The 12577-nt window shown below is 51.2% G+C and carries 11 protein-coding genes; 6 read left to right on the forward strand and 5 right to left on the reverse strand.

Features of this window, described 5'->3' with window-relative positions:
• The first annotated feature begins 149 nt into the window (after positions 1-149).
• Positions 150-1454: a peptidylprolyl isomerase gene (locus tag QF669_00335; GenBank protein ID MDP6455892.1), complete on the forward strand. Its 1305-nt coding sequence runs from the start codon at positions 150-152 to the stop codon at positions 1452-1454.
• A gap of 123 nt (positions 1455-1577) precedes the next feature.
• Here QF669_00335 and QF669_00340 read toward each other — a convergent pair whose 3' ends face one another.
• The 5 genes from QF669_00340 to QF669_00360 form a co-directional block, all read right to left on the reverse strand.
• Complete coding sequence (locus tag QF669_00340; GenBank protein ID MDP6455893.1) at positions 1578-2678, reverse strand: M23 family metallopeptidase; 1101 nt, start codon at positions 2676-2678, stop codon at positions 1578-1580.
• A 26-nt stretch (positions 2679-2704) separates the two neighbouring features.
• The gene (locus tag QF669_00345; protein MDP6455894.1) at positions 2705-3142 is read right to left on the reverse strand and encodes a type II 3-dehydroquinate dehydratase; all 438 of its coding nucleotides are present in this window, start codon (positions 3140-3142) and stop codon (positions 2705-2707) included.
• Entirely contained in the window at positions 3142-4077 is a 936-nt protein-coding gene (locus QF669_00350) for an SDR family oxidoreductase (protein MDP6455895.1), read from the reverse strand. The genes QF669_00345 and QF669_00350 overlap by 1 nt, the downstream gene beginning before the upstream one ends.
• A gap of 136 nt (positions 4078-4213) precedes the next feature.
• Positions 4214-6490 (reverse strand): hypothetical protein, encoded by a 2277-nt coding sequence (locus QF669_00355; GenBank protein ID MDP6455896.1) that lies wholly within the window; start codon positions 6488-6490, stop codon positions 4214-4216.
• The gene (locus QF669_00360) at positions 6487-7179 is read right to left on the reverse strand and encodes a glycosyltransferase family 2 protein (GenBank protein MDP6455897.1); all 693 of its coding nucleotides are present in this window, start codon (positions 7177-7179) and stop codon (positions 6487-6489) included. The genes QF669_00355 and QF669_00360 overlap by 4 nt, the downstream gene beginning before the upstream one ends.
• A gap of 142 nt (positions 7180-7321) precedes the next feature.
• Here QF669_00360 and QF669_00365 point away from each other — a divergent pair, with 142 nt between their 5' ends.
• From QF669_00365 to QF669_00385, 5 genes are read left to right on the forward strand one after another with little or no spacing between them, the layout of a single operon-like run.
• On the forward strand, positions 7322-8830 hold the full coding sequence (locus tag QF669_00365) for a UbiA family prenyltransferase (GenBank protein ID MDP6455898.1): 1509 nt from the start codon (positions 7322-7324) through the stop codon (positions 8828-8830).
• Between the two features lie 4 nt (positions 8831-8834).
• Positions 8835-9578, forward strand: a complete 744-nt coding sequence (locus QF669_00370) for a ubiquinone/menaquinone biosynthesis methyltransferase (GenBank protein MDP6455899.1) — start codon at positions 8835-8837, stop codon at positions 9576-9578.
• Positions 9575-10678 (forward strand): glutamine-hydrolyzing carbamoyl-phosphate synthase small subunit, encoded by a 1104-nt coding sequence (carA, locus tag QF669_00375; GenBank protein MDP6455900.1) that lies wholly within the window; start codon positions 9575-9577, stop codon positions 10676-10678. Before QF669_00370 ends, carA begins: the two co-directional genes overlap by 4 nt.
• An 8-nt stretch (positions 10679-10686) precedes the next feature.
• Positions 10687-11592, forward strand: coding sequence for an ABC transporter ATP-binding protein (locus QF669_00380; GenBank protein MDP6455901.1), 906 nt, complete (start codon positions 10687-10689; stop codon positions 11590-11592).
• Complete coding sequence (locus QF669_00385) at positions 11589-12425, forward strand: ABC transporter permease subunit (GenBank protein MDP6455902.1); 837 nt, start codon at positions 11589-11591, stop codon at positions 12423-12425. The genes QF669_00380 and QF669_00385 overlap by 4 nt, the downstream gene beginning before the upstream one ends.
• Positions 12426-12577 lie beyond the last annotated feature (152 nt).

Below are 12577 nucleotides of genomic sequence, written 5' to 3' on the forward strand. Positions count from 1 at the left end.
AAGGCGGCTTTTCAGCCGCCTTTTTTTTATCTTCAGCGCTGATTCTTTGATGGGAATCGGGTGACGATGGGCTTTCACAGGGTCGGGAGACTCCGTGAGACGGTTCATTGTTGAGAAATATGATCAAAGTAGAGGAGTGGTGTATCAAAATGAGACGGTATAAGGATTTCGTTCGGATATTTAGTTTATCGGTTGTTACCACTTTTTTTGCTTGTACACCGAGGATGGGTGAAAAAGATGTTGTCTCAGTGGACAGACAGGTTTTTTCAGCGGCCGAATTCTTCACTGAAGAGAGTGAAACAGAATTCGGGGCTTTTCCTGATTCCAGCCGGCGCGAGGCTGTTGCAAGATTTGCCAAACGCAGGATCATCTTTCTTGAGAGTAAAAAGAGGGGTATTCCGTTAAAAGAAGCCGTGGCGGTACAACTTGCGGTGCTCGGAGATAATGCTGTCGTAGAAAAGATTCTTGAAGATGAAGTGTGGAGTCAGCTCATGTCCGATTCATCCCTCAGAATCCTTTATGATCGGCTAGGACGGGAAATAGGGCTCCATCACGTTGTGCTGACTTATGAAGGTTCCAACCGTTCAGTCTCTGATCGTACCGAAGAAGAAGCCATGAACCTCATCAGGGAGATCAGGGAGAAGGTTGTCAGCGGGGAGATGAAGTTCTTCGAAGCGGCAAAAGAGTACTCTGAAGATCCTGCACGGTTCAATGATGGTTATGTTGGCCAGATCAAATGGGGAGAGTTCTTTGAGCCCCTCCAAAGTGTCGCCTTTTCTCTAGATGCCGGGGAGATTTCCCATCCAGTCAGATCCAACGTTGGCTATCATATAGTGCGCGTTACCGGCGGAAAGAAGATTTCGCTCCCCGATTACGATGAGATGCTCCCCCAATTGCAGGGGTTCCTGCGCGGCGGCCGCGGACACGAATTCAAGCTTGAACTGGAACGATTTGAATCCAAGTTGCGCAAAATCTATGCTGTCAGATTCAATACAGATCACGTCCAGCAAGCCTACAGGGAACTGATAAAGATCCACGGTGACAGGGAAGGATCGCCCAAAGTAACCGAAATACCTGAGATGACGGCCAATGTGGTTATGTGCGTCGCTGGGGGGGTCCCTGTGGATTTGAACTGGTTTAAGGCACGGATTGTCCGTTTCAGCCCTTTCCTCACTTCTTCCATCATTTCCTCTGAAGAGACCCTTGTTATGAGCCTGGAGCACATCTTATTCCGTTTTCTGGCGCAAAAATACGCCGAAGATAACAGAGATGAGTCTTGGTTTCAAGATGCTGAACGTCTGAAGAAGCGCCGTGAATATGAGCTTCTTATGCAGAAACTGCTCGATGAACTTGGGCGGGATGATTCTGAATCGACACCAAAAGAGCTGCTCGATTCGGTTATTTCGCGCCACGCCATTCGCATCAATGAGGCATTTCTGAAGCAGCCGCGCTGAAGAGGTGGTCTGAGCGTATGCGGAGGTTTGTGCATTAATAGAGAACTCGGAGTTCGATGAAGGCAGGAGAAAGAGAGGTAGTCTTTATTCTGTTTCCTCTCCTCAGATGGAGAATCACCGGCACTATTCGCGGCTGAAGACTGTTCCCAATAGGTCTAGAAGTTTGGCGTGGGCAAATCCCTGACCGAGAAATCTTTCCCCATTTTCGTCTTGGATGATGATTTCGAAATGGAGATGAGCACCCTTCTTTGTCCCTTTAGCTCCATCGCTGGTGCCGCTGTTACCCACCAGGCCCAGTAATTGACCGCGCTTCACACTGTCACCTGCCCGGAGGTCGCCGTTGATCTCCGCAAGATGTGCGTAGATGGAAATAATCCGCTTACCGGGAACGATCTTCAGGCCGTGGTCGAGGAAGATACTCCGGCCGAGGAGAACATGCTCAAAGACGTCCGAAGGGGTTCGCTTGATGGTCGCCGCTTTATCAAGTAGTGATTCACGGAATTCATTGGTGATTTCCTGGTATCCTTGGTCAGCTCGGATAACAATACCGTCAGCCACTGCCCGGCTCTCTTTGCCGTATGGTGCTGGAAAGTCAATTCCGCGGTGAATGCCGCTGCGGTAGGAGCGGGGTGCGTTGGGCAGCAGGTTTGGCCGCTCTGGAACATCAACGCCGGCACAGGGGAGGAGGAACGTACCGGGAGAGAGGTAAGCAAAGTCGTCCCACAGTGGTGCCGATACCGCCATGGGAGCGTGGTCAGTTGCTTCAATCTTCATATATTCACCGAGCAGTTCTTTTGCTAGCAGCGCCAATCGTAAGGAATCTTCAGCAAAAGTCACCGTGATGCTGGTGGCATCGGAGATCATCTCCCGCAATAGGTGGGCGTCAAGCTCTTCGCGGATAACAAGATTGTGCAGGCGCCCGGCTAATTCGCTGCGGAGTGAGTCATTTCCTATGCTCTCGAAATAGTCTTCATAAATAATCCTTTCCCTGGCTGAGGTGACTATTTCGTCCATCTCATCTCCCGGAATAGTAGCGCCGTGAGGAACGGAGATAAGTATATTCTTGCCGTCGTCATCAATTCTGTGGCTCATTTCCGGTGGAGGTAAGGGTTGTTCCTCAGCCGTGGGCGGTGGTGAAGATATCTCTTCAACGACGGGGGGCGGTGTCACCAGATGCGTACACCCCATCAGAATGAACAGCGATGCGATAAACGGAAGTTTCAAAGCTTGTGGGAGATTACTTATTCGGATTAGGTCGAAGAGAGGTGCTCTTTCAATTGAACAAGTGCTTCCTGATATACTGTTGGCGGGCGCCCTTTCTTGACGTCTATCGCCACCTCGTTAAAGATGGATCCGTCTCCGTAATCATCCACGAAGAATTCAGTCGTGAAGTGAATCTCCACCGTGGGGATGTTGATCAGCTTTAGAGTGTCGAGAATGTCGTAGTGCGATTTTGCCCACGGTCCCGGCGTAAACAGCAGTCCATTGGCCCAGTTGCGATTGCGCTGCAAAAACGTGATCGCCTTTGTGGAATCATGCGTCTGAAGATTCTTTAGTGTTACGTTGAGTTCTCTCGCCTTCTCCCTCAGGGATCTATCGATTTTATCCAATGTCACCCGTTCACCGGTCACAGCCGAGCGGACGCCGATGAGGTTCAGGTTTGGACCGTGCAGCACAAGGATGTTCATTAGTTCTCTATGACATTCCTGAAGTAATCCACTGTCTGTTTAAGGCCTTCACTGCGGTCAGTTGTCGCTTCCCAGTTTAACCTTTCTTTTGCCAGGGAAATATCAGGTTGTCGCTGCGTAGGATCGTTCTCAGGCAGGGCTTCAGACGTCACCTCGCTGTCAGAGCCTGTCAACTGAATGATTTCATCAGCCAGTTTCTTGATGGTGATCTCATCAGGATTGCCTAGGTTTACCGGCCCGATTAAATCTTCCTGTTCCATCATGGTGATCAGTCCTTCTACCATATCGTCCACGTAACAGAAGGAGCGGGTCTGGCTACCGTCGCCGTAGATTGAGATTGGTTCGTTCTTCAAAGCGGCCACTATAAAATTGGAAATGACGCGGCCGTCGTCCAGTGCCATGCGCGGGCCGAAGGTGTTGAATATCCTGACCACACGAATATCGAGACCGTGCTGACGGTGGTAATCGAAGAAAAGGGTCTCCGCCGCCCGCTTCCCTTCGTCGTAGCATGCCCGCGGTCCAGTTGGGTTCACGTGTCCCCAGTAGTCCTCTGGCTGAGGGTGAACTTGCGGCATGCCGTAGACTTCCGAGGTGGAGGCCTGCAGGATCCGTGCCTTTGTCCGCTTGGCCAGACCAAGCATATTGATACAGCCGTGGACACTTGTCTTGACGGTCTGAACAGGATCTCTCTGGTAGTGGATGGGACTGGCAGGGCAGGCGAGATTGTAGATCTGATCCACTTCAACGTACAGCGGGAATGTTATATCGTGGCGCAAAAATTCAAAATAATGATGTTCCAGTAGGTGCTCGATGTTTTCCTTCCCGCCTGTGAACAGATTGTCGACACAGAGCACCTCATTGCTGCGCTCCAGAAGTTTTTCGCACAGGTGAGAGCCGATAAAGCCCGCTCCGCCTGTTACCAGGATACTATTCATAGTTTAAGCCTTTTCTCATTCTGATTCTTGATGTTTCAGTGGTTAGAATCGTGTTATCTCTCTGATGTATTATCATTCTGTGGCGGAAGTTACGAAAGCGGAGGTTTTTTAGTAAACATACCAAAATGGTCGCCTCTTACCACTGTAGATGGACTTTTACGCCCCGCAAAATCATCGCCTCTGTAATGCCTGAAAGTACTTTCTCCTGGCCATTATAGCGAATAGTGTATTTATTGACGTAAGATTTACCTGCTTCCTTACCGGTGAAATACGGGACGGTAAATGTGAGGCTTCCCATGGAATCGGCCCGCACAGCCTGCATGTATGGAAACCACCTCTCTCCGGGTGTGTGAACAATTCCAGTAATGGAGGCTGCCTCTCCGGGAGACAGTCCCGACAGTTTAATCCCGGCCCCGGAAACATACTCGAACAGCTTAATCTGCGCTATCTCAGGTCCTGATGTAATCTGCTCATCTTCTGCCTCACTTTCTGCTACCAGGCGGAGTCTGTCGAGGGGCGGGGCGTAGTTCCCCTGTTGATCGGTCACCGCACTGCCGTAGCGCCGGGTCAGACGATAAAGGACTGTGGGATATATCCGCGGGGAGAAGACTATTTCGCTGGCTGATTGTCCGGCAGGGATCTGACCGGCCAGATAGGTCTCCTTCCCTTCGTCCATGAGAAGACTCTGGAATGTCCAGTATAGACCTCTGCATAACACATAGCGCACATTGTACCTGTCGAGAAGTTCGTAGGTACTTTGATTCTCTGTTGCCAGAAAAAACTCAGTCAGCCTCGACAGGTCACTAGCGTGTTCGCCGAAATTGTCTGCCAGTGCGGGGCGGCGTCCGTAGTACTGAATGTAGTGGCCGAGTGACCATTCGGACAACACGCCGTATTCGGCGCTGGAATCGGGAAGGGGATAGTACGAAGTATCAGGGGTGTTTTCATCCAGCCACGTCAGAATAGGGTGAAGCTGAGTAAACGTGTCGTAGGTGATATGTTTGGTGCCAATTGCCTTCAGACACGGTATATAACCTGCCGCGACTAATAAGGGGAATAGAATTGCTATGGCTCTCTTAGGGAGCTTTCGCGATAGCGACATGGCCGCGATGCCGAGTATGATTCCCATATAGAGAGACAGGAAAGGAAGATACCGTATCTGAAGTCCACCCATCACCGCGAATACCGCTGTGGCGATGAACAAAACTCTATGCCCGGAGTCAGTTCTTTTCCAGGAGATAAGCATCAAGACCCACCCAACCGGAATCAGCACGGCTAACCACGACATTTGTAACCCGAGTTGACTGAGTGCGTCGGCAGGAGATAGCCTCAAGATGGATTGGAATTCGCCGATGTGCTCTTCCCACTCTGACCAGGTTCCGAGAATGAAGGTTGCACCCGCCATGATCTCTTGCAACAGGAATCCGCCAGCCAAGAGTGTCAGCGTGACACTGGTGATAAGGATCAAAGAGTGGTACTTTCCCATTCGTGTCTTAGCCGCGGATGTGATAAGCCATAGAGTAAAGTAAAAAAGAGACGCTTCCATGACTATCAGCGGTTGGAATGCACCGAAGTGGGTGTGGGCAAAAGGGACGCCGTTCAAGTGGGCGTAGAGACCAAACGGAGCAGTCACCAGGAAAGCGACGGTGTTGACAGCGGCACCCACTGTCCAGACATTACTTCCACTCCTTGGATAGCACAAGATGAGTGACAGCAGGATGACTGCTTCCATGAACAAAAGCCCATGTTGGACAAGGAGTCCGAGGCCAAGAAACAGTCCCGTCATCCATCCAGTACGGAGTGTGGATCGTGTGGTGGAGTTGCGAGGAAGATTTTGAAGGGTTTTTACCAGTCCGTCGATAATGAGAGCAATGAACAGAAATTCAGCCGCATGGTGATCGAGCTGGCCGATGTAGCTGTAGAGGACGGTTGCCGGAAGCAAAGCGGGGGCCAGCGCGACGGTGCACGCCAGCCACTTCTTGCGCGGCCAGAGCCTTAGTCCGGTACGATAGACGACTCCGCAGACAGCCGCCATCAACAGCGGCGGCAGAAGCACAATTACTGAAATTGGCGAAGATATACCGGGAATCAGTTTCAAGATAAGCCACACTGTAGCTAACACCAGATCGTAGAGGGGCGGCCAGATGACGTAAGCCCCGTCGGGATGATTAATGTAGGAATCATATACGGGGACGACGGGATAATTCTGAGTGGTTAACTCCGCCCGCCTAAGATGATAGACCGCATCGGGATCCCAGACGAGAGGACCGTCTTCAGAGAATACCAGGTTGTAATAGGGGAAGATGCGGATAGAGAGTATCACTCCTGTGAGAATGAGTATCTGGCGCCAGTGGGGACGCAGTTGACGCCACCAGCTGCGCAGACCGCAACGATGTGTCCTGTTTGTATTCAAGTCTGTTTACTCCAGAAACGATTTTGAATTAACGTCCATAAACCCACGAGCCCGTCATGCCAGCGGATCTTCTTTCCTTCGGAAAAAGATCGGGGATAGTAAGAAATGGGAACCTCGGTGATCTCGATGTGTCTGTTGCTTAGCTTAGCTGTTACTTCGGGGCAGAATTCGAATCCTCTGCATTTCATATCGAGATCTTGAATTACGTCTGTTCGGAATACTTTATAACAGGTGTACAGATCTGTGAGTCCACTCGAAAAGAGGAGATTCGCCACACGCGTAAGGAACCAGCTCCCCCACAGATATCGTGAATAGGAGACGGGACTTTTGCTTAATCGCCGTGAGCCGTACACCACTGATGAACTTCCCTCTATAATTGGTCTGATCAGGGCGGGATAATCTTTTGGATCATACTCAAGATCAGCATCCTGGATGAGCACAATGTCGCCAGACACAAAACTGATACCTGTCCGGACAGCGCACCCTTTACCGCGATTTTCTGAGTGGTAATAGGTTCTGATATTACTCTCCTCTAAGTTCTCAAGAAGTTGCCGCGAACCGTCTGTCGAACCGTCATCCACGATGATAATCTCCTTCTCGAGACCGATATCAACATCCTGAAGATTCCTAATCACTTCAGGCAGGTTTTCCGCTTCGTTATATGTGGGGATGATAATTGAAAGTTTCACGGCATTATTGCTATTTGAATGACCCGTAAGTTAGAACAATTTAGGTTAATCAATTGATGAGCTTGTTTTCGGTTGCCGACCTTCTGGAGAGAAACTAAATTCCGATCCGATAATTTAGGTGGAATTATATTAAGGAGTAAAGATGAACAGTAAATTGGACGAAAAAATCCTAAACATGTTGGATGAGGCAAACTTTCTCACCCTTGGGACATCCGTAGGGGGAAACTCGTCCGCGGCGAATGTTTTCTTTGCTAACGATGGATTTGACATTTACTGTTTCACATTTAATCCCACCCGCAAGGCGGAGCAGATGCGCGTCAATCCCCGGGTGCAGTGCGTGGTGCGACCTGACGGCACAGAGGGGATCAAAGAACTGCAGATAGAGGGGAAGGCCTCTCAGATCAAAGATTCAGCGGAGATCGAGAAGGCCTACAACATGATCTTGGAAGTGACAGACGCATTCAAGACTTACATGGAGGACGAATTCCTCAAGAAGAATAAGGTCATAGGATACTACAAGATCGAACCGACGGTTGTAAAGTACGTGGATTTTTATGCTGAGGATCAATTCGAGTGGCGTGAGTTCCCGGAAAATCGGGAATCGTTAGGTGCGGCCATACTCAAAGGGATGCTTCGTAAGGTGGGTCTCTACCTGCGGGCGGTTCGGGCGCCGTTTTTTACGGCCTCAATTGCACCGGTAGCGTTGGGAGGGGCGGTAGCCTACTTTAACTTTGGCGCCTTCGACTGGAGCCTCTTCTGGTGGACGTTTCTCGGTGCGATTCTTGCCCATGCCGGCACCAATACAGCCAACGACTACTCGGATCATGTCACCCGCAATGATGAAGTGAATAAGCTGTTCAGTCCCTTCAACGGTGGTTCGCGGATGATCCAGGCGGGACTCATGTCGCCGGCTAAGGTGTTTATCCTCTCTCTCACGGCATTCGCGGGAGCCATCGCCATCGGCCTGAAGCTGAATGCCCAACTCCACGGCGCACCGTTTGCTCTCAGCCCACTTTTATGGTTTGGCGTGGCCGGCGTGGCTCTCGGAATCTTCTACACGGGAGCACCGCTGCGTTTCAGCTACAACGGCTTTGGCGATCTGGGCGTTATGCTCGGTTTTGGGCCGGTTATGGCCCTCGGCGCCCACTATGTGCAGAAGCAGGCTCTTCTGCCTGCGGTGGAATGGAACTATTTGCCCATTCTGGCAGCGTCCGTTCCTGTGGCCATCTTGGTTGGATTGATCCTCTTTATTAATGGATTTCAGGATTACAGGGCCGACCGGGAGGTGGGGAAGCGTACGTGGATTGTCCGGACGGCGGACGGCGGTGACGTGGCTGACTATGCCCGACCGTTCGCCATCTACAAGGCATCTCTTTATCTCACGTTTATTTACATCTTAGCTTTGGGAGTGGCAGGAGCTGTTAATGCCGATTTTTCCACACCGTGGGTCGTGATCGCTCTGGCTCCTTTTCTGCTGGCACGAAAGGCCATCAAGATGGGAGAGGCGTGGCTCATGCGGTGGGCCGAGCGAGACGCAGATAGGGAGAAGCTCCCATACGAACTACTGTTAGTCAATGTCGCTACCATTGGAACCCATTTCTCCGTTGGACTGCTGATGACACTAGGATACTGGCTGGGATCGGTTCTCTGAGGTTTTGGGAAGTAAGAATACAGTTGAGCGAGAGCCTCACTATAGGGGCTCTTTTCTTATAGAATCGAAGCACGACATGGCGCGGATGTTCCGGCATGTGAGCCCTCGCTATGATCTGCTGAATCATCTCTTCAGTCTGGGTAGTGACATCCGCTGGCGCCGCAAGTCAGCGAGAGCTCTTAACTTCAGAACCGGCGATAAGATTCTGGATTTTGGTGCGGGGACGGGCGAATTTGGACTGGCTGTGAGGAACGAAGCTGATGTTGAAGTTGTTGCTCTCGATCTCGTTCCGGAAATGCTGGAGAAGATGAGATTGAAAGCGGGCGCAACCGCCGATTGGCTGTCATTTGTTGTGGCGGATGGCGAAGATATCCTATTCAGCGATAACTGTTTCGACGGCGCGGTAGCGGGATTCGTTGGGAGAAATCTGTTTGATTTGCGCCGAGGACTAAGCGAGATCCGCCGCGTCTTAAAATCAGAAGGACGGCTTGGATTTCTTGAGTTCTGTCGCCCGGACAGCGTTTTCATGCAAAGGATGAGTTGGCTCTACTTCCGCCTTATCGTCACCCCGTTGGGAAATCTCATTGTTTCGAAAAAGCTTCCGTCCTATCGTTATCTAATTGATACTATCGAAGCATTCTACTCGGCAGCGCAAATGAGGGATCTCTTTCGGGATGTCGGCTTCAGGGATGTACATACCATCAGCTTAAATCTGGGGACTGTCGCCTTGACGGTGGGTAAGAAGTGACTGACAAGAATTCTGCAGTTCTGCTATTGGATGACGGCCGCTCTTTTCAGGGATGGAGCTTTGGCGCCAAGGGAGAAACTGTCGGCGAAGTCTGCTTCAACACGGGTATGACCGGCTACCAGGAGATTCTCACCGACCCGTCTTACTGTGGTCAGATCGTCACCATGACCTCTCCTCACATCGGCAACTACGGCGTCAATCCTGAAGATGTAGAATCTGATCGCATCCAAGTTGCCGGCTTTGTAGTCAAGGAAGAGACAGAAAACCCGTCCAACTGGCGGGCGACCCAGTCAATTGGAGATTATCTTCGTGAACACGATATCGTCGGAATTCAGGGGATCGACACCCGGGCCCTTACCCGCCACATCCGGACGGAAGGGGCCATGAATGGAATCATCTCTTCGGCGGATCAGAATCTTGATAGCCTGAAAGAAAAACTGTCTGCAGTACCTTCCATGGCTGGCTTGGACTTAGCCAGAAATGTGACCACTGCAGAAAGGTATGAGTGGTCCGGGAACGGGAAAGGAAAGTTAAAAGTTGCCGCTATTGATTATGGGATAAAACTAAATATTCTCCGCTTACTGGAAAACAACGGCTGTGATGTGACTGTATTCCCAGCGCAGACATCTGCTGAAGAGTTACTTGAGTTCAAGCCAAACGGAATTTTCCTCTCCAACGGTCCCGGCGATCCGGCAGCGGTGGACTATGCCATCAAGACGGTGAAGAATCTGTTAGGGAAGACACCGATCTTCGGCATCTGTCTGGGACACCAGATTCTGGCGCTGGCGTTAGGAGCGGAAACCTTCAAGCTGAAGTTTGGCCACCGGGGCATCAATCATCCCGTGAAAAACCTGGAAACGGGCATTGTGGAAATCACCAGCCAGAACCACGGTTTTGCGGTGGATCTGGACAGTCTGCCGGCAAATGTGATTCCAACTCACGTGAATCTGAACGATAATACATCGGAAGGAATCCGGTGCAAGGATATTCCGGCGTTTTCAGTGCAGTACCACCCGGAAGCGAGCCCGGGACCCCACGACAGCCGATATTTGTTTAGACAGTACATTGACATGATGGCGAAGAAGGTGGGGATTACCTGAATCGGGACATGATTCTGCGAACTGAACACCTGAGCAAATCTTTCGGTCCCCGGAAGGCGGTTGATGATCTATCGCTGGAAATCTCTGAGGGAGCCATTTTCGGTTTTCTGGGTCCCAACGGTAGCGGCAAGTCCACTACCATCCGGATGATGACTACCCTCATCAAGCCTGATGCTGGTGAAGTGTTTATCAACGGGCAATCAGTCCAGAGAGCAAAGCACGGAGCGATGGAGGGCGTGGGAGCGCTCATCGAGAGACCGGACTTCTACAGGCACCTGTCGGCGGAGACCAATCTGCAGATGCTGGCGCGCATGGACGGGATATCTTTTCAGTTAATACCAGCTGCTCTGGAACGGGTCGGCCTGCTGGATAGAGCGCACGATCGCATCAAACACTATTCTCAGGGAATGCGCCAGAGGCTCGGCATCGCGCAGGCGCTTCTCGCCAGTCCGAGGCTTCTCATCCTTGATGAGCCGACCAACGGACTTGATCCTCAGGGGATGAAGGAGGTGCGGGACCTCATTCGTGAGCTGAGCGAAGAAGGGATTACCATCTTCCTGTCATCCCACCTGCTTGATGAAGTGCAGAAGGTCTGCAGTCATGTGGGCATCGTTCACTTGGGCCGGCTGATCACCAGCGGCACCATGGATGAACTGTTGTCTGGCTCTGACTTCTTTGTGACGGAGGTGAGGGTTTCACCTCTGGAGGAGACGAAAGCTCTTCTCGATAGACAGGACTGGATTCATCGATGTGATGTTGAACATGACGTACTGAAGGTTAATTTGGCGCCGGATCGAAACGGGGAGATGGTACGACTGCTGGTAGAAAACGGCTGCGCGGTGGAAGCAGTAATTCCAAGGACGTCTCTGGAAGATGTGTTTCTCTCCAAGACAGGTACAGAAAGCACGATATGATCGGATTAATCTATAACGAACTTCTGAAGATTGTCGGCCGGTGGCGAAGCTACATCGGCTTTATCGGTATTGCAGTTACGATGCCGCTCATTCTGTGGGGATTTTCCATCGGCGGCGAGAGTATCCATCGGGATTATGCCCGCGAACTGGATGATACGTTTATCATAGTAGGCACCGTATTCAATGCGTTCCTGGCAACCTACATTGTGATGAATTCTCTCTGGATCCATGTGCCGTTTTTGGTGGCGCTGGCCGCCGGTGACTCGGTTGCGTCAGAGGGGGCAGCGGGGACCTTCCGCATCGTGCTCACAAGGTCTGTCAGCAGGCTGAAAATTATGGTGGCAAAACTGTTGGCTACCTACATCTATACTGCCGCACTGATCATATTTCTTGCGCTGATGAGTCTCGGCCTGGGGGCGGTATGGCTCGGCACCGGCGATCTGATCGTTTTCGACAAGGGAATTCTGATCCTGTCCCAGGAAGAGGCGTGGCTCAGGATGGGTCTCTCTTTCGGATTGGCAATCCTCGTGATGTTTGTGGTCGCCACCCTCTGCTTCATGTTCTCCGCCATGGTCAATAACGGCATAGGTCCCATCATCGGCGCCATGTTTATCATCGTCATCGGTTACATTATCACGGCCATACCGCTCGATCTGTTGGAGAGCATCGAACCCTACTCTTTTGTCTCCTATTTCGATGTGTGGCAGCAAGCGTTCAAAGAACCGATTCCGTGGTGGCAGATTGGCAAGAGTCTAAGTGTGCTGGGACTCTATACGGCAAGCTTCATTGCGGTCGGTGTAGTTATGTTCTTGCGCAGGGACATCAAGACGTGATCTCGGGAACGAAACACGAACAGTCGTTCGGATTGAAAGGGAAACCTGTGCCAAACAGTAGGCCGTCCAGACTTTGGATCACGATTCTAATTCGCCGATGGATCCCAGGTTTACTACTGGTTGTCACAGCCCACGGGCAGAGCCCCACAGTC

Source organism: Candidatus Neomarinimicrobiota bacterium (assembly GCA_030743815.1).
Classification (GTDB): domain Bacteria; phylum Fidelibacterota; class Marinisomatia; order Marinisomatales; family S15-B10; genus UBA2146.

Bases quoted from the DNA above. Each gene is read 5' to 3' on its own strand.
- QF669_00385 (MDP6455902.1), top strand. From the start codon at position 11,589: ATGATCGGATTAATCTATAACGAACTTCTGAAGATTGTCGGCCGGTGG.
- QF669_00365 (MDP6455898.1), top strand. From the start codon at position 7,322: ATGAACAGTAAATTGGACGAAAAAATCCTAAACATGTTGGATGAGGCA.
- QF669_00345 (MDP6455894.1), bottom strand. From the start codon at position 3,142: ATGAACATCCTTGTGCTGCACGGTCCAAACCTGAACCTCATCGGCGTC.
- QF669_00380 (MDP6455901.1), top strand. From the start codon at position 10,687: ATGATTCTGCGAACTGAACACCTGAGCAAATCTTTCGGTCCCCGGAAG.
- QF669_00350 (MDP6455895.1), bottom strand. From the start codon at position 4,077: ATGAATAGTATCCTGGTAACAGGCGGAGCGGGCTTTATCGGCTCTCAC.
- QF669_00335 (MDP6455892.1), top strand. From the start codon at position 150: ATGAGACGGTATAAGGATTTCGTTCGGATATTTAGTTTATCGGTTGTT.